The organism is Herbidospora sakaeratensis (genome assembly GCF_001570525.1).
Classification (GTDB): domain Bacteria; phylum Actinomycetota; class Actinomycetes; order Streptosporangiales; family Streptosporangiaceae; genus Herbidospora; species Herbidospora sakaeratensis.
This window is the reverse complement of the sequence record NZ_BBXC01000031.1, coordinates 1-23257: the sequence shown is the minus strand read 5'-3', so window position 1 is coordinate 23257 and position 23257 is coordinate 1. Positions and strand designations below refer to the sequence as shown.

Sequence of the window (23257 nt, the reverse complement as noted above, 5' to 3'; positions counted from 1 at the left end):
TTGCCACGCTGACGTCCGAAATCCGCCAGCTTGGGGCGGTGAGCTGGGCGTAGCGTGTTCGACGTGAACACACTCGACTTCGAAGAGCGTTATCTGGTGATCTCGGCCAGAGATCGCAGGTTCGACGGGCGGTTCTACACGGCGGTGACCTCGACCGGGATCTACTGCCGGCCGATCTGCCCGGCGCGCACCCCCGCCCGCAAGAACGTGCGGTTCTACGACCACGCCGCCTCCGCCGAGGCGGCCGGGTTCCGGCCGTGCCGCCGGTGCCGGCCCGAGTTGTCGCCCGGCGCGCCCGGGTGGGACGTCCGGGCCGACCTCGTCGGGCGGGCGCTGCGGCTGATCGACGACGGGATCGCCGACGACGGCGGGGTGGCCGAGCTGGCCCGCCGCCTGCACGTCAGCGAACGCCACCTGCACCGCCTGTTCTCGGCCGAGCTCGGCACCGGGCCGCTCGCGGTGGCGCGCACCCGGCGGCTGCTGCTGGCCAAGCAGCTGCTGACCGAGACCTCTCTCCCGATGGCCGACGTGGCCTTCGCGGCCGGGTTCGGCTCGGTCCGTCAGTTCAACGCGGCCATGAAGGAGTCCTACCGGTTCGCGCCCGGCGACCTGCGCCGGTCCGACGGGCCGTTGGCGGCCGGGGGGTTGACGCTGCGGCTGGGCGTGCGGCAGCCCTTCGAGGCTCGGGCGCTGCTGGGCTTCCTCGCCGCGCGGGCCGTGCCGGGTGTGGAGGAGGTCGTCGACCACGCCGTCTACAAACGGCGCATCCCCGGCGGGGAGGTCACGCTGACCCCGGTCACCGACCACGTCCGGCTGACCGTGACCGGCGGGGACACCCGCCACCTGGCCCGGATCGTGGCCCGGTGCCGCCGGTTGCTCGACCTCGACGCCGATCCCCACGCCATCGCCGCCGCGCTCGAACCGACCATGCTCGGGCCGCTGGTGGCGGCCCGGCCGGGGTTGCGGGTGCCGGGGGCGTGGGACTCCTTCGAGCTGCTCGTCCGGGCGATCGTCGGCCAGCAGATCTCCGTCGCCGGGGCCCGCACGATCCTGGGGCGCATCGCCGCCCGGTCGGCCGGGATCTTTCCCTCAGCCGGGGAACTGGCCGGCCTCGACCTCGACGGGCTGGGCCTGACGAACCGGCGGGTGACCACGTTGCGGGCCGCCGCCGAGGCCGTGGCGTCCGGGGAGATCGACCTGGAGGCCGGCGATCCGGCCGAGACGGTCGCGGCCCTGGTGGAGCTGCCCGGGATCGGGCCGTGGACGGCCGGATACGTGGCCCTGCGGGCGCTGCGCGACCCCGACGCGTGGCCCGACGACGACCTCGGGCTGCGCCGCACGATGGCCGCGCTGGCCATCCCCCTGAGTGAGACCGAGCGCTGGCGGCCCTGGCGGGCCTACGCCGCGCTGCATCTGTGGAACGCCGAGGAGAAATCATGATCATCGCTCAGACCGTGCAGACGCCCGCGGGACCGCTGGCCATGCTCGCCCACGACGACGTCCTGGTGGCGGCCGGCTTCACCGGCGACCCCGAGGCCATGTTCGTGCGGCTCTCTCCGGAACTGCGGCAGCTGGGCCTGACCGTCGGGGAGGTGCCGGGGGCGGCGGGAGCCGTAAAGGAATATCTGGACGGACGCCTCGACGCCCTCGACGGCATCGCGGCCGCTCAGCCCGGCAGCGACCGGCGGCAGCGGCTCCTGACCGCGCTGCGCGGGGTCAGGGCCGGGACGACGGTGAGCTACGCGGAGCTGGCCGAACGGGCCGGCATGCCGCGGACGGCGGCCCGCGCGGCGGGCGGCGCGTGCGCGCAGAACCTGGTCGCGCCGTTCGTGCCGTGTCACCGGGTGTTGCCGTCGACGGGCGGCTACGGCGGCTACTACTACGGCACGCCGGTCAAGGAGTGGCTGCTCGCCCACGAGGGCGCAAGCGTGTGATCAAGGGCCGTGATCGTGCGCCGAAGGAGATGTGACGGACGCACGATCACGGGATGAGACGACTACCCCTCGACAGAGGTTTGCACCTCACCCACGGGCACGTCTCGGGTCACCGTCGCCTCAACCGGATCGTAAACGAAGGGCACGACAGACTGGTCGACATTGCTCGTCACCGGCCAGACCGTCGTCACGGTCATCGTGTAGACCTTGCGCGGCTGATCGGCCGAGGCGCGCTTGTAGACGACGCCGCACCGGAACTTCTCGTTCTTGACGTAGGGATGTCCGGTCGTGCCGCAGTTCGTCGCCACCGTGGCGCGGTCGTCGGTGGTACCTGAATTGATCTTGATTCCGCCGAGTTCCGCGGTGACCGTCGCCGACATCACGCCCGGCAGGGTGGCGGTGACAGACCGGACGGTGTCGCCGGGGTTGCCCAGCCAGACCCAGGTCTCCAGGTTGACGTAGCTCTTGGCGTCGGGGTTCAGCTGGATCGTCGGTTCGGGCACGGTCAGCGCGGCGCGGGCGATCTGGAGGAGTTCCTCCATGGTGATGCCCCCGGCCGGGGTCTCGCCCTCGGGCACCCACAACGCGCCTTCGAGGTTCGACCAGCAGGCCATGCCGCCCGGGTCGGCGGCGTTGTAGGCCGGCGACCACCAGCGGCCGTCTTGGCCGACCTTGTCCTTGTACTGCTCCAGGAACTTCTGGAAGTCCTCTTCGGTGCCGCCCGGGTTGGTGTGGAACCACCAGCTGCGCAGCTGCTCCTGGGTCTGCAGCATGTCTTCGGCGGACCTGCCGGGTTCGTACCAGCACGGGCGCTTGATCCGGTAGCCGTCGGCGCGGCCGCTGGTGCCGTTGCCGCTGATGATGATGGCGGAGTTGGTCAGCTGGACCCCGACGGTCCGGCCCGTCTGGAAACCCTCGCCGTGGGCGCCGCCCGGGGCGGGGTCGGCGGTGACCAGGTTCAGGGCCAGTGTCAACGCGAGCGCGGCTTTCACCGTTGGCACTCCTTCGCGGCTTGGTCGGGAAAGGCGGCGTGCTGGAAGTGCTTGACGCGCCAGGTTCCGTCGTCCCCTCGCCGTACGGCGGCGACCTGGAGGTAGATGGATTTGGGAGGCTTGGTCCAGTTGGGCTGCTGGGCCAGGGGGGTGTCGGCGGCGTCGACCACCCGCACCCCCGAGGTGTCGACGCAGGCGTCGATCTCGGCGCCCCGGCCGTCGACCGCGGCGACCCGGATCGAGTAGAGCTTGGCGGTGCCCTTCGCCGAGGTCTTCGTCTTGGCGAAGCCCGACACCCAGGCGTAGGCGACCCGGCTCGCCTCGTCTTCGACGTTCCCCAGGTACGTCTCGTCGGCCCCGCCGGAGGCCACCGCCTTCCACTGGTTCACGTAGGAGTCGGTGAAGGCGGTGATCATGTCGTCGCGCCGGTCGGGCCACTCGATCGAGACGGCCAGGCCATCGGTGATCGCGACGGTCTCGGCGGTCGCCGGCGGGGCCGCGACCGCGGCCTTCGACGGCCCCGCGCCCTGCGGCGTGAAGCCCTTGTCCGCCGGGGCTCCGCAGGCGGTCAGGGTGGTGACGAGCCCGATGACGGCTACCCAGCGCACGGGGTGAACGTAACGACCGGGCGGGACCGTGATCCAGTGATGTGTGTGTTTCGGCATGGTTCTCACGCCGTGGTCGTCGCTCGCCACACGGGGAGCAGCTCGTCGATGAGGGCTTCGGTCTCGGGGGCCATGCCGCCTCCGTACGGATGGGAGGCCGCCCGGCGGTGCAGGCCGTCGACGACGGCGCGGAGCCGGGCCGGTTCTCCGGTGGCGTGGGCGGCTCTGAGCAGGTCGCGCCAGAGCCCTTCGTCGTCGGCGGCCAGCAGCAGCCCGGCCCTGGCGGCGGCGATGGCCGCCTCGGCGTCGCCCCGGTAGAGGCGCGACTCGCACAACCGGTGGGCGGCGTCGGCGACCGACGCGGTGACGTCGAACTCCAGCGGGTCGGCGGCCAGCCACGCGTAGCGTCCGGCCGGCCTGGAGTTCAGCAGCGGGCCCCTGACCAGCTGCAGCGCCTTCTCCAGCGACATCGGGTCGCCTCGTCTGACCAGGTCCTGGAACATCGACCAGTCGGTTCTGACCTCGTCGCTGAGGTTGAGGCGGCCGGAGGCGTCGGCGTACAGGTAGGGGCGGCCCCGGTCGTCGGCGCCGAGCCATTCGGCGACGCGGGCCAGGGTGGCGTCGCGGACCATCGGCTGCACGCCGCGCGGCCACAGCACCCCGCCCAGCACGACGGGGTGCACCCCGCCCGGGTGCGTGGCCAGGTAGACGACCAGCTCGTTGGCCAGCGCGGCGCGGCCCTCCTCAAGGGCGTTGACCGGGGAGATCTCGATCGAGCCGAGGATGCGGACCTCGATGGCCGGGGGTTCGTCGTGGCGGCGGATGTCGGGCAGCGGCAGCGGTTCGCCCTGTTTGTCGTCGGCGGTGCGGAAGAGGTCGACGATGGCCTGGTAGTGGCGGCGCGGCAGCAGCTGCGCCTGCACGTCGAAGCCCAGCGCGTCGATGACCGAGCGGCCGTCTTCGGTGACCTCCCACGTCCAGGTGGCGTGCTGGAGCGGCGCGGCGATCACGTATCCGGCCGCCGACCTGGTGTTCTTCGCCAGGACCGCGAGCCTGCGCGCCTCCTCGGCGGTCGGCTGGACGGCGCTCAGCAGGTAGTGGGGCGGGTGGACGGGGTCGTGCGCCCGGCCGTGGATGCGCCCGGTGAGGACGTCGGGCGGCTGGGCGGCGTTCTCGAACTCCGGCAGGACCTCGGCGAGCGAGGCCGCGACCCGCACCCGTTCCGGGGCGATGGCGCGGAGTTCCTGGCCGAAGCCGACGAGGGTGACCTTCATCGTGTCCGACCAGCGGTTGGTGACCAGCTCGACGGCCAGCGCCGACAGGGCCGCGACGGCCTGCGGCCCGACGACGCTGATGACGCCGTGCGCGGCTTCGAGGTCGACCAGCACCCGGCCGGTGTCGGCGGTGCCGAGCGAGAACAGGCCCGGGTAGGGGGCCGGGACGTCGGCCAGGGCCAGGTCGTCGAGCCGGCGCGCCTCGTGGGCGGCCAAACGCCAGATCTGCCCGCCGTCGGCTGCTTCGAAGGGGGCCGGGGCGTCCTGGCTCGGCGGGTGCACCCACAGGTCCATGCCGCGCGCCGACAGGTGCAGGGCGTAGATCGCGGGCGGCCGCCGGTCGGCCTCGGCCAGCAGCCGGCCGAGCAGCCGGAGCCCGGAGTCGAGGACGCGGCTGCCCGGGGCGTCGGCCCCCAGCCGCATCGCGACCTCCGCCGAGGCGGCCTCTCCCCTGGGCCGCTGGATCCGGTGCCCGAACGCCCGCGTCCAGAGTTGCCGCCTGCGCCTCCTGCCCAGCAGCAGGAGCAGGCCCGCCGAGAGCAGCCCGGCCCCGGCGAGGAAGTCGGCCAGGTCGACCTGCTCGGTCCAGCCCTGGGAGGCGGCCGGGGTGGTGAGGATGGTGCCGCCTTCGGGGGCGGCGACCACGCCTGACCGGGGGATCGTGGTGTCCCCGATGCCGGCCTCTTCCGCGGGGGTGGTCGCGGTGACGGTGGGGATCGGTTTTCTGGGTTGTGTACGTTCCGGGGCGGCGGTGGCCTCGGGCTTGCTTGTCTGGGGCCGTTCCGACTCGGGCTTGCCGGTCTCGGTCTGGCCGGGGCGGGTCGGGTCGGCGGTCGGGCGGTTGCGGTCGGCCTCCGCGGGGGGTCGGGTTTGGTCTCCCGTGGCGGGCGGCCTGGTGGAGTCGTCCAGGCCGGGGCGGCTCGCATCCCCGGGAAGGGTCAGGTCGCCGTCGACCGGCGGGCGGGTCGGCTCGTTCACAGCCGGTGGGCGGGTGGCGGTGCCCTCCCCCGCGGCGGGCGGCGGGGTCGGCTTGGCGGTCGGCTGCCGGTTCTCCGCAGGGGGCCGCGTGGGGTCGGCGGTGGGCCGCTCCACGGGGGGCTGGGCGTGGGTGTTGTCGCGGTTCTCGAAGCGGGTGTCGTCGCCCGGCCGGGTGGTGTCGCGGTCGGGTTGCGTGGTCCGGTCGGGTTGCGTGGTCCGGTCGGGTTGCGTGGTCCGGTCGGGCTGGGGGGCGGTTCGTTCGGATTTGTCCGCGCCGGGCGGGCCCGGGTGGTCTTCGAGGATCTCGGTGCGGCTGTCGTCGGCGGGGACCACATGGGTGTTGCGGGAGTCGCCCGGCATGTCGAGCACCCAGCCCGGGCGGATCAGGTCGGCCATGTGGAGGCGGGCCCCGTCGGGCTGCTCCTTGTGCTTGTTGAGCTCGTAGATCTCGCCGTAGCGGCGGCCGTCTCCGAGGCACTTCTCGGCGATCTCCCACAGGCTCTCGTGGTGCCGGCCGTGGGGCGGCTGGACGACGTACACCTTCTTGACCTCGCCGCGCGGCACCAGGGCGGCGCGCTCGGGGATCGCCGACTCGGCGCTCACCAGCGTCGGCTTGACGGGCATCACGGGCGTGGACGCGAACCTCATCAGCGGCACGGCGACGGCCGAGACCGTGAAGAGCACCAGCACGGCCGAGACCAGCCGGTTGGCCAGCACCTGGGTGCCGCCCGACAACGGGACACGCGCGGGCATGCCGATGCGGCGGATGCCGGCGTACACCTCGACCAGGACGCAGACCACGAGCTGGGCCCAGGCGACCCACACGAGCAGCACCAGCACGGCGATGATCGTCTCGGTGCCGACCTGGCTCATCAGCGCGTCGAGGTCGAGCAGTTCCGCGGGGATCGGCGGCCCGGCGAACCGGATCAGGGCGTACGGGACGCCGCCCAGCAGCGCGACCAGCGCCACCAGGGCCGCCAGACCGGCGAAGACGTCGCCGGCGGTCCGTTTCACGCGCCGTCTCCCCGACTTCGAGGCGGATTCATCGACGCGAGCCACAGCCGGCCTCCGGCCGCCAGCGTCTCGCTCTCGGGAACGGCCGTCGCCGACGCGGTCATCTCCGAGCCCGGAAACCCGATCGCGGCCAGGAAGAACGCTTCCCATGTGACACTCACCTCCACCGTCACCTCGGTCTGGCCCGCACCGACCGTGCACCGTCCCATCGCGACCCCGTCGGCGTCGTGCGCGGACACGATCTCGCCGGCCCGGCCGCACACCTCGGCGTCGCCGAGCAGCCGCAGCTGCCCCGTCGCCCGGAGCGTCTCGACGTCGATCTGGTCGGCCGCCGCCCGTGCGCCCTGCTCGGCGATGTCGGCGGCGCGCAACCGGGCGTTGATCGCCGCGCCCCCGTCGACGAGCAGGCCCGCGAGCAGGAAGACGGCGACCGAGAAGAGCACCACGAAGGTGGACATGGAACCCCGGTCGGCCCTTCTCACTCGACCCTCCGGAACTGTTCGAGCGGCACGACGGAGTCGCCGGTGATCGTCACGGCGGCGCCGAAGCCGAGGAAGTCGAGGTCGAGCGTGCAGGTCACGGTCACCTCGACCTGGCCGCCCTCCTGCCAGTCGGTGCCGCCCATCGACACCTCGGGCGGGCAGTCGGCGAGCGCGCCGGCGGCCGCCGACGTGGCGGCCTCCTCGGCCGCGCCGCGGTCGCGCTGCACGGAGGCGGCCCGGGCGGCGTCGCGGGCGGCGCCGTTGACCTCGCCCTGAGCTTCGACGACACGTCCGGCGCCGACCAGGAACAGCAGGAAGAGCAGCAGGACGGGCGCCAGCATGACCGTCTCGACCGACATCGATCCCCGGTCGGTCAGCTGCTCATCCATCCGGCGCACACCCCCCGCTGCCGTCGTCGGGCCGGAAACACTCCACCGGCCCGCCGAAGCGGGCCGTGATCGTGAACGAGATCTCCGGCAGCAGCGGCACGACCTGCACCGCGCTGCCCGTCACCTCCACGCCGCGCGAGTCGCCGTCCTCCCACGCGGTGGCCGTGGCCGACTGCAGGATCTCCGGCCCGATGGCCTGGATGATCTGCCGGGCCTTGGCCTCGGCGGCGCCCTGCCAGTCGTCGTCGCCGGCCCGCGCGATCCTGGCTCCTTCGCGCGCGGCCGCGTCGGCGACCTGCCGCCCGTGGAACCACAGGGCCATCTGGACGATCAGCAGCACCACGACCAGGACGACCGGCATGAGCAGCGCGAGCTCGATGACGGTCGCGCCGCGGTCGCCGTCCGGCCGGTGGGCCCGCCGGTCAGGACGTCTCACTCACCACCGCCGCCGCCACCGGATTCGCCGCCGCCGAAGTTCGTGGTGATCTCGGCCGAGCGCGACTCGACGAGACCTTGGATGAGCGCGGCCAGGCCCAGCGCCACCCCGGCGATGATCGCCGTGATGATGGCCCACTCGACCGCCGACGCCCCCCGTGAGGGGGCCGTCCTGGCCTTGTGGATGCGGACGCTGATCATCGCCACCAGGTAATCGATCATGTTCAGGATCCCAACATTTTCATCGCGGCCGGGTAACTGAGAAAGATCACGAAGCCCGCGCACAGCAGCAGCTGCGCGACGAGCATCGACTGCGAACGTTCGCCCGCCTTGCCCTCGATCTCGGCCAGCTCCCGCCTGCGGAGCGTGGCCGCGCGGGCCGTCAGCGACGACCGCACCTTGGCGCCGTCGTCGGCGACGAGCCCGAGGGCGGCCGACAGGTCCCTCAGCTCGTCGACGTTGATCTCGTCGCCGAGCTGGCCGAGGGCCTGCCAGGGGGTGATGCCGACGATCCGGGCGTTGGCGAGCGCCTCGCGGATGCGCTCCATCGCCCAGTTGGAGCCGGGGGCGTTCACCTCGTTGCCGGTGCCGACGGAGACGGCCATCATGAGCGCCTCGGGCACCCCGCGCCCGCCGGCCAGGTTCATCGCGACCAGGTCGAGGAACGCCCCGACGGCGTGCCGGAAGTCGCGGCGGCGGACGGCCGCGTCCTTGCCGATCTGGACGTCGGGCAGGAAGAAGAAGATCACGCTGACCAGCAGCGCCGACCAGAGCGGAATCTGGAACGACACCCCCCACCCCATGACCGCCAGCCACCCGACGAGCAGCGGGAAGGCCAGCAATCCCGAGACGGCGAGCAGCACCTTGGTCGCCAGGAAGCCCTCGAACGACTTGCCCAGCAATGTGAGATCGGCCCGGATCGACCGCGCCTCCCACCCGCGCGCGGCATAGAACTTGGCCAGCCGCTGCCCGAGGGCCTGCCGGAAGGCGCTGACCTCCTCGTCGGGCGCGACGAGCGGCGTCCTGGGCGCGTCCTCACCGGTCCGCGCGACGTCGAGCGCCGCGAGGCGCGTCGCCAGCCCGGGGCGCGGCGGGAACAGCGCCCGGAGCAGCAGCAGAATGCCGAGCCCGAGCACGCCCCCGGCGAATGCGGTGGCGATCACGCGATCACCTCCAGAGGGACGGCGCGGCCCTGATGCCGCAGAGCCACGCCCGGCCCCTGTTCGAAGGACGTTCCCGGCGCCAAGCGGGAGGACCGGCACGCCGTGTCATGCCTGATCGGTCTGACGGGAACAGGCCCACCCGGGCGCTTCCGCGCCCGGGATTTCGGCATATCGCCAGGCCCTGGGCAGGTCAGGACGTTCATGAGGTCACCGCTTCCGCTGGTTCCGGGCGGCGGTAGGGGGCCAGGATCCGGCCCGGCTTGTCGAAGCGGGCCAACCGGCGCATCCAGGCGAAGCCCGCGCCGAACAGCGCCGCCACGACCACGAGCACGGCCTGGCCGAGCAGGGAGTCGTATTCGGCCACGTAGTCGCGGTTGGCGATGACCAGGAAGGCCGCGAACGCCAGCGCCGTGCCGACCACGATCTGCACGCTGCGCCTGGTCGAGCGGCGTTCGGCCTCCACGCGGCGGCGCATGTCGAGTTCCTCGCGGGCCGAGACGGCCAGGGCCGAGAGCACGTCGCGCAGGCCCGGGCCCCGGAGGCGGGAGTTGAGGATCAGGGCCGCCACGACCAGGTCGGCCGAGGGGTCGTCGAGTTCGTCGGCGAACATGCGCAGGGCGTCGCCGAGGGCCATGCGGGCGCGCAGGCGGTCGACCAGGGCGCGCAGGTGGGGCTGGAGCATGGGGGCGGCGGCCCGGATCGAGGCGGGGATGGCCTGTTCGAGGCCGGCCGCGCCGGCGATGGTGTCACGCAGCGACTCGGCCCAGGCGGCCAGACCTTCGAGGCGCTTCATCGCGGCGCGTTCCTCGGCCGCGCCGCCGGTGAAGCCCTTCCAGGCGATCACCAGAAGCACCGCGCCGACGGCCACGACCGGCCAGCCGGTCACCACCAGCGTCAGCCCGCCCGCGATGGCCGCGACGGCTCCCCGCGTGGTCAGCGACTGGAACCACTTGAGCCGCTCGGCGCCGCTGTCGGGCGAGGCGGGGCGCGGGCGCAGACCGTACAGGGAGAGGAACAGCAGGAACAGGCCGCCGCCGGCGGCCGCGCCGGCCAGGATCACGAGCGGGTCGAAGGGGATCATGACCAGCCACCGCCCGACGGCACGTAGCCGTGGTGCACGAGTTCGTCGATGCAGGCGATCGGCGCGTGGGCCACGGCCACCCCGGCCTCCGAGGCGGTGAAGATCTCCGACGACAGGACACGGCCGTCGCAGCCCGCGACCTCGCGGACGGAGGACACGAAGCGCTTCAGCGCCCCGCCCCGGTGGTAGTCGTTGCGCTTCTCGATGAACACCACGAAGTCGATCGCCCCGGCGATGAGCATGTGCGACGCCTCGATCGGCAGCCGCTCCTCGGCCTGCAGGGCGTAGGTCGCGATGCGGTTGAAGACCTCCATTGAGGAGTTCGCGTGGATGGTCGACAACGAGCCGTCGTTGCCCTGGGTCATCGCGTTGAGCATGGTCACGATCTCGTCGCCCAGGACCTCGCCGACGATGACCCGCGAGGGGTTCATGCGCAGCGAGCGGCGCACCAGCTCGGCCATGGTGATCTCGCCCTGGCCCTCGGAGTTGGGCAGCCGCTGCTCGAAGGCGACCACGTTGGGGTGCAGCTCGGGGAACTGGTCGAGGCCGAGTTCGAGGGCGCGTTCGACGGTGATCAGGCGTTCGTGGACGGGGATCTCGTTGGCGATGGCCCGCAGCAGGGTCGTCTTCCCGGCGTTGGTCGAGCCGGCGATCATGATGTTCTTGCGGGCCTGCACGGCCGCCGCGAGGAAGCGGGCCAGGTCGGGCGTCAGCGTGCCGTTGCCGACCAGGTCGGTCAGGAACACCTTGCCCAGCCGGGCCCGCCGGATCGAGATCGCGGGCCGCACGGCGACGTCCATGACCGCCGACAACCGCGACCCGTCGGGCAGGCGCAGGTCGAGCTGGGGGTTGGCGGTGTCGAAGGGGCGCGACGACAGGCCCGAGTAGGCCGCGAGGATCTGGATGAGCTCGATCAGCTCCTCGTCGGACTCGGCGACCGGCTCGTGGCTGAGCTCCTGGCCGTCGGCGTAGCTGACGAAGACCCGGTCGCAGCCGTTGATGTCGATGTTCTCGACCTCGGGGTCGTCGAGGAGCGGCTGGAGGCGGCCGACGCCGAACAGGGCGGCGTGGATGCCGGCCGCGAGGGCCTCCTCCTCGTCGACCGTCGGCGGGGTGCGGCCGACGCCGATCTCGCCGCGCGCGAACTCCTCGAGGACCTGGGCGATCAGGGCGCGGGCGAACTGGCGTTCGTCCTCGCCGCTCATCGGCGGGACGCCGCCGGCCTGGTCGAGCCGCCGCTGGTGGGCCAGCCGGTCGCCGACCTCCTGGCGGAACCGTTTGACGAGCGTGTGGTCGATCACTGGGCCACCTTCTTCTGGAGGTGGCCGGCCAGCCGCCCGGCGAGTTCGCGGGCGGTCCGGATGAGCGGGCTGCGCTCCAGCCGGCCGCCCCATTCGCCGCGCAGCAACTCGGCGCCCTTGGGGTCGTAGGCGATGCCGCCGACGAAGGAGACGTCCCAGCCCGACACGATGCGCCGCACCTCGTCGAGGGAGGGCCGGTAGTTGCGCGGGTCGGCGACCACGACCACGCCCACCCGGCGTTTCAGCAGGGTGAGGCGTTCACGCAGGTGGGCGACGTGGTCGAGGCTGGCCCGGGTGAACAGGATCACCTGGTCGGCCTCGTCGACCAGCTCGTTGATCGCGGGCTGTACGCCCAGCCGCCCGCAGTCGGCCAGCACGTCGGCGTGGTCGAGCGCGGCGAACGAGCGCCCCAGTGGCCCCCAGAGCCAGGTCAGCCCGGCCGCCTGCTCGCCGTTGGTGAGCCCGGCCAGCACGTCGAGACCGCCGACGAGCCGCTGGGTGTGTTCGTACACCTGGTCGGGATAGAGCCCGCGCCGGGCGACCGCGCCGAGGCTGAGCAGGCCGCGGGCCGGGTTGAGCACCCCGCCCTCGGCCGCCGGCAGCCGGTAGGCGAGGTCTCCCCCGGAGGGGTCGCACTCGGCCAGCAGCACCGGACGCGGCCACACGGCCCCCAGGGCGGTCGCCGCGGTGGTGACCCCGGGCGCGCCCTTGTCGGCGGCGAGCACGATCAGCGCCATCGGCTACCTGGCCCCCGGGAGCACCGCCAGGGCGATCTCCCCGGTCGAGGCGAACGCCGCGACCTGCGGCGAGAGCGAGGCGTCGACGATCACGGTCACCAGCCCGGACGCGCCGCGCTCCGACGATCCGACGCTGTGCACGCGCGCGGAGGGCACCAGCACCTTCTGCGGCACGGCACCGGCCCGCGCGTTGCCCGGCACGTAGATGACCTGGACGACGTCGCCGGCGGTCAGCCCCGACGGATACTGCCCCGCCTTGAGCGAGAGCCCGACGCGGGCCCGGTTGGGCCCGACCTCCTCGCTGTCGGTGGTGACCATCGTCTCGGTCAGCAGCGTGCCGGGCAGCAGGGTGACGGCGGCGAAGGTCTTGGTGACCTGGTCGCGGTGGCGCCAGGGGACGTAGGCGATCCCGGTGTCGGCGATCTGCACCTCGCGCAGCGCGGCGACCGGGATCTGCTGCCCGGCGCCGATCTGCTCGGCGACGCCGACGGCCGAGACGCGGTCGCCGCTGCGCATGACGAGGAGGGTGCTGGTGAGGGCGCCGCCGATGATGAGGAGCACGGCGACGGCCGCGAGCGCGGGTTTGCGCTCCCGTGGTGGCACCGGCAGCTTGCGCGAGGCCGGTCCGGAGAGGGTGGGCCGATCGACGGGGGAGCCGTTGACGGGACGGGGGGCGTCCCGGACGGGCTTCTCGCTGGTCCTCATGGGCAGGGAACTCCCAGATCAAAAGCAATTTAGGATTCGCGACGAAATATCACGCCATTATGGACATCGCCGAACCCGTGAGTTCCGAAAAATGGCGAGCCATGCTTATCGGTTATAGGTCACGCCGTCAAAGAGAACGGCATCATCTCCCGTTTTCCCAGGTAGACGGGTCGACAAGTCCCACTGGCCACAAAGGCCACAATTACCCCAGCCTCTTTCGTATAACACTGGAGCCGGTCACAACCACAACGGATATGGAATTTCGGTATATGTCGCCCGAAGCTCCCGGCCCCTGTGGACGAACCTCCTGGTTTTCCACAGAAACGCCAGGTGAACGTGGTGGATCCGGCGCGAGAGAACCCGGCAAAGGCCCCACTTGGCAGCCACGGCGCCGTTGTACGCCCTTCCTGAACACCCGCGAGTTATCCACAGGGTTACCCACAGGGATGCGGGCTTGTCCACAGACCAACCGATTCGGTCATACACCGCCGTGGTGACACGCCGTCTCTGTACGGTGACCCCGCCACCGATCCCCTTGGAGTACCGCCGATGCGGATCACCCTCACCGTCGTCGGCGGCGCCGGTCACCGTGACGTGATCGTCGACGGCGACGAGTCGACCACGGCCACCGGCCTGGCCACCGCCCTCGACACCCGCAACCTGGGCAACGTCGTGCGGCTCCCGCGAGCGCGGGCGCCGTACGGCATCGACCGGGAGCAGGCCCCCGACGGCGTGTTGTGGCTCGACGGGCGTCCGCTGCCCGCCGACGCCCGCGTGTTCGGCCTGCTGCGCGACGGCGACCGGGTGGCGCTCGACCCCGCCGGGGCGGCCGCGACCGTGGTCGAGGAGCCCGGCGGCACGGCCGAGTTGCGGGTCGCCGGCGGCCCGGGAGCCGGGTCGGTCCACCGCCTGGGGCTTGGCGCACACGTGATCGGCGGCGATCCGGCGTGCGCCGTGGCGGTGGCCGACCCTCTTCTCCCGCCCGAGGCGGCGGTGGTGCGGCTGGGGCCGACCGCGATCACGGTCGAGCCGGTCGGCGAGGCGCCGCTGCGGCTGGCCGGCGAACCGGTGACCGAGCCGGTCGACTGGCCTGAGGACGCCGTGCTGGCGATCGGCCACTCGGTCTTCACGGTCGGCCGCGTCGAGCCGCCCGACGCCCACCTCGACGCGCTGCCCGACGGCGGGCTGGCGTACAACCGGCCGCCCCGGCTGGTGCCGCCCGAGCGGGTGGCCAAGATCGAGGTGCCGCAGGAGCCCCGCAGGGCCGAGGGGGCCCGGCTGCAACTGCTGGCGGCGTTCCTGCCGGCCGCGTTCGGGCTGGTCATGGCGTGGGCGTTCAAGAACTGGTACTTCCTGCTGATCGCGTTCATGACCCCGATGATCATGATCGGCCAGTGGGCCAGCGACCGGCGGCACGGCCGCAAGCAGTACCGCCAGGCCGTCAAGGACCACAAGGCGGCCATGGAGTCCTTCCACCGCGCGGTCGAGAAGGCCCGCGCGGCCGACGAGGCGGCCCGGCGGGCGGCCGCCCCCGACCCGGCCGAGCTGCTGCTGACCGCGACCGGCCCCCGGCGGCGGTTGTGGGAGCGGCGCACCCACGACCCCGACGCGCTGCGGCTGCGCGTGGGCCTGGCCGACCTGCCCGCCGAGATCGCCTTCGAGCCGCCCGCCCCCGAGCGGGTGCCGCCGGCCCGCGACGTCCCGGTGGCGCTGGCGATGCGGCGGCTCGGCGTCGCCGGCGTGACCGGCCCCCGGCCGGCCGCGCTCGCGGTCGCCCGCTGGCTGGTGGCCCAGGCCGCCACCCTGCACAGCCCGCGCGACCTGGCGATCGTGGTGTTGTCGGCGAGCCCCGACGGCGCGTCGCAGTGGAGCTGGGTGCGCTGGTTGCCCCACTGCGTCACCCACGCGACCGGCAGCCTGGCCTCAGTCGGCGGCGACCTGGAGTCGGCCGCCCGGCGGGTGGCCGAACTGGCCGCCCTGATCACCGAGCGCCAGGGCGACGAGGGCGGCCCGCTGCTGAAGCCGGGCCGGTTGACCGGCGGCCCGTCGAGCTGGAACGACCTGGGCCGGGGCGCCCCCAAGCAGAGCGAGCCGTCGTTCGGCACCTACGACGAACGGCCCTACGACGTGCTGGTCGTGCTCGACGGCGCCCAGGCGATGCGGGCGCTGCCCGGCATGCCGCAGGTGCTGCGCCAGGGCCCGCCCGCGGGGGTCTACACGATCGCGATCGACGACGCCCAATCGCTGCTGCCGGAGGAGTGCGCCACGGTCGTGGCCTGCGACGAGGACGACGGCACGATCCGGCTGCGCGGCGGCGGCCTCGACGCCCTCGGCGCGATCCGCCCCGACCACGTCTCCCCCGCGTGGGCCGACCGGCTGGCCCGCTCGCTGGCGCCCCTGCGCGACGTGAGCCGCGACGACCCGTCGGCCGCGCTGCCCGACTCGGCGCGGCTGCTCGACCTGATCGACGTACCCGACAACCCCGGCCGGTCGACCCGGGCGATCCTGGGCGTGGGCCCCGACGGGCCGTTCGCCATCGACCTGCGCCGCGACGGCCCGCACGCGCTGATCGCCGGCACGACCGGCGCCGGCAAGTCGGAGCTGCTGCAGACGCTGATCAGTTCGCTGGCGGCGGTCAACCGGCCCGACGAGATGACGTTCGTGCTGGTCGACTACAAGGGCGGCGCGGCGTTCAAGGAGTGCGTCCGGCTGCCCCACACGGTCGGCATGGTCAGCGACCTCGACGCCCACCTCACCCAGCGTGCGCTGGCGTCGCTGGCCGCCGAGATCCGCCGCCGGGAGCGGCTGCTGCTCGACGCGGGGGCCAAGGACGTCGACGACTACCTCGACGACCGCGGCACGACCTGGATCATGGGCGCCACCGGCGTCCGGCAGGCCACCGCGCCCGGCATCTTCGGCCGGGCCGCCGTGCGGACGACCGGCGTCCGGGAGCCGATGCCGCGCCTGGTGCTGATCATCGACGAGTTCGCCGCCCTGGTCGCGGAGTTGCCCGAGTTCGTCGAGGGCCTGGTCGACATCGCCCGCCGGGGCCGGTCGCTGGGCATCCACCTCATCCTCGCCACCCAGCGTCCCGCCGGTGTGGTGACCGCCGACATCCAGGCCAACACGTCGCTCCGGATCGCGCTGCGGGTCACCGACGCCCGCGAGTCGGCCGACGTCATCGACGGGCCGGAGGCCGCCCACATCCCCAAGTCCACCCCCGGGCGTTGTTACGTCCGGTCGGGCGCGGGGCCGGCGGTGGCCGTCCAGGCCGCTCGCATCGGGGGGCGGGCGCCCGGCGGGGGCGGGCCGCCCGGGCAGGTACGGGTGACCGACCTGCCCTGGGAGGCCCTGGGGCGTCCGCCGGCGAGCACCCTGGTCTCCGAGCTGGCCGGGACGACCGACCTGGCCCGCCTGGTCGACCGGGTGATCGAGGTGTCGCGCGGGGTGCCCAAGCAGCCGAGCCCCTGGTTGCCCCCGCTCACCGACCAGGTCGCGCTGCCCGAGGTCGGCGGCGAGACGATCGCGTTCGGCGTGACCGACCTGCCGTGGGCGCAACGGCGCCGCCCCCTGACGCTGGGCCCCGGCCACCTGCTGATCGCCGGCACCGCCCGCAGCGGCCGCTCGACCGCCCTGCGCACCATCGCCGGTTCGCTGGCCGGCCAGGTCACCGCCGACGACCTGCACCTGCACGCGATCGACTGCGGCTCGGGCGCGCTGCTGCCGCTGGTCGCGCTGCCCCACTGCGGCGCGGTCGTCACCCGCGACCAGCTCGACCGGGTCGAGCGGCTGCTGGCCCGGTTGCGGGCCGAGATCGCGCGACGGCAGCAGTTGCTCGCCGAGGCCGGTTTCGCGTCGCTGGCCGAGGCCCGCGCGGCCGGGCTGAAGGAGCCGTGGCTGCTGCTGATGATCGACCGGTGGGAGGGGTTCGTCGCGGCCTTCGAGAACTACGACTACGGCCGGCTGGTCGACGGGGTGATGCAGATCCTCCGCGAGGGCCCGGCCGTGGGCCTGCGGGCCGTGGTGACCTCCGACCGGTCGGGCCTGATCGGCCAGATCTCGACGGTGTTCGACGACCGGCTGGTGCTGCGGCTGTCCGACCCGGCCGACTACGGCCTGGCCGGGCTCCCGGCGAAGAACGTGCCGACGGCGATGCCCAACGGGCGGGCGTTGTCGATGAGCGAACACGGCATCGTGGAGAGCCAGATCGCCCTGCTGGCCGACGACCCCTCGGGCCCGGCGCAGGTCGCGGCGCTCCAGTCGCTCGCCCGCGCGGCCGCCCCCGCGACGGTCAACCGCCCGCTGCGGGTCGACGCGCTGCCCGCCCGCATCACCGCCGACCAGGCGATGGGTCTCGTCCGCGGCTTCCGGCCGCCCTCGCGCCTGTGGGCCCTCCTGGGGGCGGGCGGCGACGCGCTGGCCCCGATGGGCGTCGACCTGCTCGCCCAGGGCCCGGCGGCGGTGATCGCCGGGCCGTCGCGGTCGGGGCGTTCGTCGACGTTGCTGACGGCGGCGCAGTCGCTGCTCGACCGCGACGTGCCGGTGCTCGTGATCGCGCCGCGCCGGAGCCCGCTGCGGGAGCTGAGAGGCGTGCTGGCGGTGCTCGACGGCAACGCGCGCAGCGTGCGGGAAGACGACCAGGCGGCGGCCGGCGGGGGCTTCGGGGGCCTGCCCGGGGCGCACGACCCGATGAAGCTGCTGGAGGGCCAGGAGAACTACGTGGTGATCGTGGACGACGCCGAGCTCATCTCCCCCGACTCGGCGCTCGGCACGGCCCTCGACGAGATCCTCCGCACGGCGCGGGACGGCGACCACGGCCTGCTGATCGCGGGCACCACGGGCGACCTGGCGACGGCGTACCGGGGCTTCGTGGCCGAGGCCCGCAAGGCCCGCACGGGCCTGCTGCTGTCGGTCCAGAGCCCGGCCGACGGCGACCTGTTCAACGTGCGCCTCCCCAGGGGCGCGACGGGCGGCGGCCCGGCGGGCCGGGGCCTGCTGATCGTCTCGGGCACGGCCACCCCGATCCAGACGGCCGTCCCCTGACGGACGAAAGGCGTGGTTCCCGGCGCGAGGGAACCACGCCCACTGGTTCAGCGGGTGGCGGACTCGATGTTGCCCCGGTAGGTGTTGATGGTCCGGGACGCCTCGTTGAGCTCCTCCGACATGCGCTGGAAGGCCGCCCGGTAGTTCTGCCAGGCGTCGCGGAACCGTTCGGCTCCGGGGCCGGTCCAGACCGAGCCGACCTTGGCGGCCTCGCGGTCGAGGGTGGCCATCGTCGCGCGGACCTGGTCGGCCTGCTGGGTGAACTGGGCGGCCATGGTCTGCATCTCCGCCGGGTCGCCGCCGAGCAAGCTCTGACTCATCTTTTTTCCCTTCACGGACACCGATATGGCGCCCTCACCGTAGACGCCGGACCGGTCCTGAGCACCGGTTATGCGCAGTCGCTATAAGCCGGGGCTGTTTTGGGGAGGTCAACGGTGAAAAACCGGCCCAAACCCGGGTCGGCAGTTGGTCACCGGCCGAGGATCCTTACACTCCAGTCTCAGGTCGAGGGATAGGAGCTCCCGGTGCAGAAGGTCCTGATCGCCAATCGGGGCGAGATCGCCGTTCGGATCGCCCGGGCGTGCGCGGACGCGGGTCTGGCGAGCGTCGCCGTGTACGCGGACCAGGATCTGGACGCCCTGCACGTCAGAGTGGCCGACGAGGCCCACGCGCTGGGCGGGCAGAGCCCCGCTGAGACATACCTGGACATCGAGAAACTGCTCAAGGTGGCCCGCGAGACCGGGGCCGACGCGGTGCACCCCGGTTACGGCTTCCTCGCCGAGAACGCGGGCTTCGCCCAGGCCGTCATCGACGCCGGGCTGACCTGGATCGGCCCGCCCCCGTCGGCGATCATGGCGCTCGGCGACAAGGTGCAGGCGCGGCACATCGCCCAGCGGGTCGGCGCCCCCCTCGTGGCGGGCACCCCCGACCCCGTCTCCGGCGTGGAGGAGGTCGTCGCGTTCGCCGCCGAGAACGGCCTGCCGATCGCGATCAAGGCGGCCTTCGGCGGCGGCGGGCGCGGCCTCAAGGTGGCCCGCACCACGGAGGAGATCCCCGACCTGTACGAATCCGCGGTGCGCGAGGCCGTCACCGCGTTCGGCCGGGGCGAGTGCTTCGTCGAGCGTTACCTCGACCGCCCCCGCCACGTCGAGACCCAGTGCCTGGCCGACTCCCACGGCAACGTGGTCGTCGTCTCGACCCGCGACTGCTCCCTCCAGCGCCGCCACCAGAAGCTCGTCGAGGAGGCCCCCGCGCCGTTCCTCACCGAGGAGCAGATGGTCATCCTGTACGACAGCTCGAAGGCCATCCTCCGCGAGGCGGGCTACGTGGGGGCCGGCACCTGCGAGTTCCTCGTGGGCCAGGACGGCACGATCTCCTTCCTGGAGGTCAACACCCGCCTCCAGGTGGAGCACCCGGTGACCGAGGAGGTGTCCGGCATCGACCTGGTGCGGGAGATGTTCCGCATCGCCGACGGCGAGACCCTCGGCTACGGCGACCCCAAGCTGCGCGGCCACTCCTTCGAGTTCCGCGTGAACGCCGAGGACGCCGGGCGCGGCTTCCTGCCCGCCCCCGGCACGCTGACCGCGCTGCGCACCCCGTCGGGGCCGGGCGTCCGGCTCGACTCGGGGTACGAGGCCGGGATGACGGTCCCCCAGTCGTTCGACTCGCTGGTCGCGAAGCTGATCGTCACCGGCGCCACGCGCGCCCAGGCGCTGGAGCGGGCCCGCCGGGCCCTGGCGGAGTTCGAGGTCGAGGGCATGCCCACGGTCATCCCGTTCCACCGGAAGGTCGTGACCGACCCGGCGTTCGTCTCCGAGCCGTTCTCGGTGCACACCCGCTGGATCGAGACCGAGTTCGTGAACGACGTCCCGCCCTACGACGGGGCCCAGGAGACGGCCGAACCGGCCGCCCGTGAGCGGATCACGGTCGAGGTCGGGGGCAAGCGGCTGGAGGTGGTCCTGCCGTCGGGGTTCTCGGGCGGGGGGACGGCGAGATCCGTACAGAAGGCTCCCAAACGCTCCGGCGGCGCGGCCAAGAAGGCGGCGGCGTCCGGCGACTCGCTGGTGAGCCCGATGCAGGGGACGATCGTCAAGGTCGTCGCCGGAGACGGCGAGTCGGTGTCGCCCGGCGACACGATCGTGGTCCTGGAGGCCATGAAGATGGAGCAGCCGCTCACCGCCCACAAGGCCGGCGTGATCACCGGGCTGGCCGCCGGGGTCGGTCAGACGGTCACCGCCGGGTCGGTGATCTGCGAGATCAAGGACGCGTAGCGTTTCCCCTGCCGGGCAGGCCGATCCACGCGCGTGGCGCGGTCCACGGGCGGATACGGTGGAGTGCAGAGGAACCATCGCGCAACGCCGTTCGTCCTCATGGGCGAAGGAGGGCCGAATCGTGACAAAATCCCACCCACTAGGCCGCCTTGGGGCCGCCGTCGCGGCCCTGTTCGTCGGCTTGTCCGCCCTTTTCCTGGTGAGTCCCCCGGCGGGCGCCGCCGCCGCGCCTCCTGACGCGGCGACCGTGGTCGGTGCGTGGAAGACGAGCCCGCTGTTCACGGTGAGCGGATCCCCCCTGACGAGCGCCCAGCAGTCCGAGATCACCCAGGCGCTTGAGGACTCGAAGTTCCCGATCTACGCCGTCGCGCTGCCCGAGGGCACCGTGACCCGCTCGAACGTCGCCCAGTTCATCCCGGGCCTGCTCACGCAGCTCGACAAGGAGGGCCGTTCCGCGGCGACCGTGGCGGTCCTCGACGGCACCAGCCTGTTCGCCGGGAGCACCGCGTTCCCGCAGAACGCGGCCGGCAAGATCGCCAACGAGTCGGCCTACGCCCACGTCAAGGACCCGGTCGCCGTGATGCAGGAGTTCACGAACCGGGTCGACATGCAGCTCTCGGGCAACCCCCGGGGAGCGCAGGGCCCCGGCGACACGATCAGCGGCAACGCGGGTGTCTGGATCGGCCTCGGCGTCATCGCCGTGGTCGGCGGCGGCGGCATCTGGCTGATCTCCCGCCGGAACAAGCGCCGGCGCGAGGAGAAGGAGGCCGCCGAGCTCAAGGCCGTCAAGCAGACGGTCGAAGAAGACGTCACCAAGTTCGGCGAGGAGATCACCTCGCTCGACCTCGACGCCAAGATGCTCCCGGCGGCCGGCACCGACCACGACTGGCAGCACGCCCTCGACTCCTACGAGAAGGCGAAGGTCCAGCTCGGCCAGGTCAGGCGGGCCGACGAACTGCGCGACGTCACCGCCACCCTGGAAGACGGCCGCTACGCCCTGGCCGTGGTGAAGGCCAAGGTCAACCAGCTGCCGCTGCCCGAGCGGCTGCCCCCGTGCTTCTTCAACCCCCAGCACGGCCCCTCGGTCCGCAACGTCCGCTGGGCCCCGCCCGGCGGCGCGCTCCGCGACGTCCCGGCCTGCGCCATGGACGCCAACGCGATCGAGCGCGGCTTCGACCCGCAGATGCGCGAAGTGGTCCTGCCCAACGGCCAGCGGGCGCCCTACTGGGCGGCCGGCCCGGCCTACCAGCCCTACGCCAACGGCTACTACGGCGGCTTCGACGGCCTGCTGACCGGCATGCTGGTCGGCACGATGCTCGGCAGCGCCTTCGGCGGCTTCGGCTACGGCGGATACGGCTACGACGCGGGCTACGCCGACGGCGTGGCAGCCGACGGCGGAGGCGACCTCGGCGGCGGCGGTGACTTCGGCGGCGGCGGCGACTGGGGCGGCTCCGATTTCGGCGGCGGCGACTTCGGCGGCGACTGGTAAAACCCACGGGCCCCGCGGACCTTTCACGAGGTTCCGCGGGGCTCTTTCATGTGTTCAAGGTGACTGCAAGCGGGGCGAAAGGGCGCGTGAGAAACTCGGAGCATCCCCTCAGGAGGCTGTTTCCCGTGCGTGCCCTCGTCGCGTTATCTTTCGCCCTGTCCCTGGTCCTCGTCCCGGCCACCGCCGCGAACGCGGCCGCCGCGCCCTGCCAGAAGGGCTCCGGCCCCAAACTCCGCGGCGCCGACTTCACCAACGGACGCCAGCTCCCGAGCGACCTCCGCTGCGCCGACCTGACCGGCGCCAAGCTCGACGAGGTCGACTTCACCCAGAAAGACCTGACGGGCGCGATCCTCCGCAACGCCTCCATGAAGGAGGCCGACTTCACCCAGGCCCACCTCGAGTACGCCGACCTCCGCGGCGCCGACCTGACCTCCGCCGACCTGGGCCAGCTCCGGGCCAAGCAGGCCGACCTGCGCGGCGCGACCCTCATCGACGTCGAGGCGGGCCAGGCCGAGTTCCCCCACGCCGACCTCACCGGCGCGGTCATGACCAGGGCCAACCTGACCCAGGTCACGCTGACCAACGCCAAGCTCGTCGGCGCCGACCTCAACGAGGCCGAGCTCGGCCAGGTCAAGGGCCGAACGGCCGACTTCTCCCGGGCGAAGATGAAGGAGGCCGAGTTCGGCCAGGCCCAGCTCCAGCACGCGGTCTTCAAGGAGACCGACCTCACCGAGGCCCAGTTCACCCAGGCCGAGCTCCAGGGGGCCGACTTCACCGGCGCGGTCGTCGAGAAGACCAGCTTCGTCCAGGCCGACGACCTGAACCTGACCGGCGCCCGGGGCACCCCGGCCGACCTGCCGACGGGCGTGACGTTCGAACCGCCGGCCGAGGAGCCCGCGTCCGACTCCGGCGGCGACCCGACGGCCGCGCCCACCAGCCGCCAGGGCCCCTCGCGCGTCCTGGGCATGTCCCCCGCCCTGCTGATCGCCCTGGCCGGCGGCCTGGGCCTGAGCCTGACCCTGATCGTCTGGGGCCTCAGCCACCAGCGCCACCGCCGCCACGACGCGACCTTCGCGATGGCCCGCCGCGTCGCCGAGGAAGACGTGACCCGCTTCGGCGAGGAGATCGACACCCTCGACTTCGACATGAAGGTCAACGCGGTCAGCGGCCCCAGCCACGACTGGCGAGCGGCCCTGGACGCCTACGAGGCGGCCAAGCAGGCCCTCTACCTGGCGCGAACGCCAGAAGAACTCCACGCGGCGGCCGCGGCTGTCCACCACGGCAGGCAGGCCCTCCACCGAGTCCGCTCGGTCCTACCCCGCTGAACCAGTCCTGTTTGGAGCTGCCCCGCTTGAAGCTGCCCCG

At 72.9% G+C, this 23257-nt stretch carries 19 protein-coding genes; 6 read left to right on the top strand and 13 right to left on the bottom strand.

Annotated elements, in window-relative coordinates:
- Positions 1 to 63: 63 nt before the first annotated feature.
- Both AW271_RS37170 and AW271_RS37165 read left to right on the top strand, forming a co-directional pair.
- Entirely contained in the window at positions 64 to 1440 is a 1377-nt protein-coding gene (locus AW271_RS37170; protein ID WP_062342988.1) for a DNA-3-methyladenine glycosylase 2 family protein, read from the top strand.
- Positions 1437 to 1934 (top strand): methylated-DNA--[protein]-cysteine S-methyltransferase, encoded by a 498-nt coding sequence (locus AW271_RS37165; protein ID WP_062342902.1) that lies wholly within the window; start codon positions 1437 to 1439, stop codon positions 1932 to 1934. Before AW271_RS37170 ends, AW271_RS37165 begins: the two co-directional genes overlap by 4 nt.
- Positions 1935 to 1996: 62 nt before the next feature.
- Here the strand turns inward: AW271_RS37165 and AW271_RS37160 are convergent, their stop codons facing one another.
- The 12 genes from AW271_RS37160 to AW271_RS37105 form a co-directional block, all read right to left on the bottom strand.
- Positions 1997 to 2926, bottom strand: a complete 930-nt coding sequence (locus tag AW271_RS37160) for a hypothetical protein (RefSeq protein ID WP_157555050.1) — start codon at positions 2924 to 2926, stop codon at positions 1997 to 1999.
- Entirely contained in the window at positions 2923 to 3534 is a 612-nt protein-coding gene (locus tag AW271_RS37155) for a hypothetical protein (RefSeq protein ID WP_157555047.1), read from the bottom strand. The genes AW271_RS37160 and AW271_RS37155 overlap by 4 nt, the downstream gene beginning before the upstream one ends.
- A 62-nt stretch (positions 3535 to 3596) precedes the next feature.
- Positions 3597 to 6797: a hypothetical protein gene (locus tag AW271_RS37150; RefSeq protein WP_062342898.1), complete on the bottom strand. Its 3201-nt coding sequence runs from the start codon at positions 6795 to 6797 to the stop codon at positions 3597 to 3599.
- Positions 6794 to 7255 carry a pilus assembly protein TadG-related protein gene (locus AW271_RS37145; RefSeq protein ID WP_157555044.1) on the bottom strand — a complete coding sequence of 154 codons (462 nt, stop codon included), beginning with the start codon at positions 7253 to 7255 and terminating at the stop codon, positions 6794 to 6796. The genes AW271_RS37150 and AW271_RS37145 overlap by 4 nt, the downstream gene beginning before the upstream one ends.
- A 20-nt stretch (positions 7256 to 7275) precedes the next feature.
- Positions 7276 to 7668 (bottom strand): TadE/TadG family type IV pilus assembly protein, encoded by a 393-nt coding sequence (locus AW271_RS37140; protein ID WP_245653390.1) that lies wholly within the window; start codon positions 7666 to 7668, stop codon positions 7276 to 7278.
- Positions 7661 to 8104, bottom strand: a complete 444-nt coding sequence (locus AW271_RS37135; RefSeq protein WP_245653389.1) for a TadE/TadG family type IV pilus assembly protein — start codon at positions 8102 to 8104, stop codon at positions 7661 to 7663. Before AW271_RS37135 ends, AW271_RS37140 begins: the two co-directional genes overlap by 8 nt.
- The gene (locus AW271_RS37130; protein WP_030451345.1) at positions 8101 to 8325 is read right to left on the bottom strand and encodes a hypothetical protein; all 225 of its coding nucleotides are present in this window, start codon (positions 8323 to 8325) and stop codon (positions 8101 to 8103) included. Before AW271_RS37130 ends, AW271_RS37135 begins: the two co-directional genes overlap by 4 nt.
- Before the next feature lie 2 nt (positions 8326 to 8327).
- Complete coding sequence (locus AW271_RS37125) at positions 8328 to 9266, bottom strand: type II secretion system F family protein (RefSeq protein WP_062342893.1); 939 nt, start codon at positions 9264 to 9266, stop codon at positions 8328 to 8330.
- Between the two features lie 199 nt (positions 9267 to 9465).
- Positions 9466 to 10347 carry a type II secretion system F family protein gene (locus AW271_RS37120; protein WP_062342891.1) on the bottom strand — a complete coding sequence of 294 codons (882 nt, stop codon included), beginning with the start codon at positions 10345 to 10347 and terminating at the stop codon, positions 9466 to 9468.
- Positions 10344 to 11648, bottom strand: coding sequence for a TadA family conjugal transfer-associated ATPase (locus AW271_RS37115; RefSeq protein ID WP_062342889.1), 1305 nt, complete (start codon positions 11646 to 11648; stop codon positions 10344 to 10346). The genes AW271_RS37120 and AW271_RS37115 overlap by 4 nt, the downstream gene beginning before the upstream one ends.
- Positions 11645 to 12385, bottom strand: coding sequence for a CpaE/TadZ family protein (locus tag AW271_RS37110; RefSeq protein WP_062342887.1), 741 nt, complete (start codon positions 12383 to 12385; stop codon positions 11645 to 11647). The genes AW271_RS37115 and AW271_RS37110 overlap by 4 nt, the downstream gene beginning before the upstream one ends.
- A 3-nt stretch (positions 12386 to 12388) precedes the next feature.
- Positions 12389 to 13090, bottom strand: a complete 702-nt coding sequence (locus AW271_RS37105) for a hypothetical protein (RefSeq protein WP_062342886.1) — start codon at positions 13088 to 13090, stop codon at positions 12389 to 12391.
- Between the two features lie 549 nt (positions 13091 to 13639).
- Between AW271_RS37105 and AW271_RS37100 the strand changes: the two genes are divergently transcribed.
- Positions 13640 to 18133 carry a type VII secretion EssC family protein gene (locus tag AW271_RS37100; protein ID WP_062342884.1) on the top strand — a complete coding sequence of 1498 codons (4494 nt, stop codon included), beginning with the start codon at positions 13640 to 13642 and terminating at the stop codon, positions 18131 to 18133.
- Positions 18134 to 18180: 47 nt separating this feature from the next.
- Here AW271_RS37100 and AW271_RS37095 read toward each other — a convergent pair whose 3' ends face one another.
- Positions 18181 to 18453 (bottom strand): WXG100 family type VII secretion target, encoded by a 273-nt coding sequence (locus AW271_RS37095; RefSeq protein ID WP_030451352.1) that lies wholly within the window; start codon positions 18451 to 18453, stop codon positions 18181 to 18183.
- Between the two features lie 204 nt (positions 18454 to 18657).
- On the opposite strand from AW271_RS37095, the gene AW271_RS37090 reads away from it, so the two are divergent.
- From AW271_RS37090 to AW271_RS37080, 3 genes are all read left to right on the top strand, one after another.
- A complete protein-coding gene (locus AW271_RS37090; RefSeq protein ID WP_062342881.1) occupies positions 18658 to 20403 on the top strand; it encodes an acetyl/propionyl/methylcrotonyl-CoA carboxylase subunit alpha in 1746 nt (581 codons plus the stop codon).
- 199 nt (positions 20404 to 20602) lie between these two features.
- A complete protein-coding gene (locus AW271_RS37085) occupies positions 20603 to 21892 on the top strand; it encodes a hypothetical protein (protein WP_245653388.1) in 1290 nt (429 codons plus the stop codon).
- A gap of 125 nt (positions 21893 to 22017) precedes the next feature.
- Positions 22018 to 23217 (top strand): pentapeptide repeat-containing protein, encoded by a 1200-nt coding sequence (locus tag AW271_RS37080; RefSeq protein ID WP_062342877.1) that lies wholly within the window; start codon positions 22018 to 22020, stop codon positions 23215 to 23217.
- The last annotated feature ends 40 nt before the right edge of the window (positions 23218 to 23257 follow it).

Coding starts and splice junctions, on each gene's coding strand:
- AW271_RS37165 (WP_062342902.1), top strand. CDS start 1,437: ATGATCATCGCTCAGACCGTGCAGACGCCCGCGGGACCGCTGGCCATG.
- AW271_RS37145 (WP_157555044.1), bottom strand. CDS start 7,255: ATGTCCACCTTCGTGGTGCTCTTCTCGGTCGCCGTCTTCCTGCTCGCG.
- AW271_RS37140 (WP_245653390.1), bottom strand. CDS start 7,668: ATGGATGAGCAGCTGACCGACCGGGGATCGATGTCGGTCGAGACGGTC.
- AW271_RS37130 (WP_030451345.1), bottom strand. CDS start 8,325: ATGATCGATTACCTGGTGGCGATGATCAGCGTCCGCATCCACAAGGCC.
- AW271_RS37120 (WP_062342891.1), bottom strand. CDS start 10,347: ATGATCCCCTTCGACCCGCTCGTGATCCTGGCCGGCGCGGCCGCCGGC.
- AW271_RS37110 (WP_062342887.1), bottom strand. CDS start 12,385: ATGGCGCTGATCGTGCTCGCCGCCGACAAGGGCGCGCCCGGGGTCACC.
- AW271_RS37105 (WP_062342886.1), bottom strand. CDS start 13,090: ATGAGGACCAGCGAGAAGCCCGTCCGGGACGCCCCCCGTCCCGTCAAC.
- AW271_RS37100 (WP_062342884.1), top strand. CDS start 13,640: ATGCGGATCACCCTCACCGTCGTCGGCGGCGCCGGTCACCGTGACGTG.
- AW271_RS37095 (WP_030451352.1), bottom strand. CDS start 18,453: ATGAGTCAGAGCTTGCTCGGCGGCGACCCGGCGGAGATGCAGACCATG.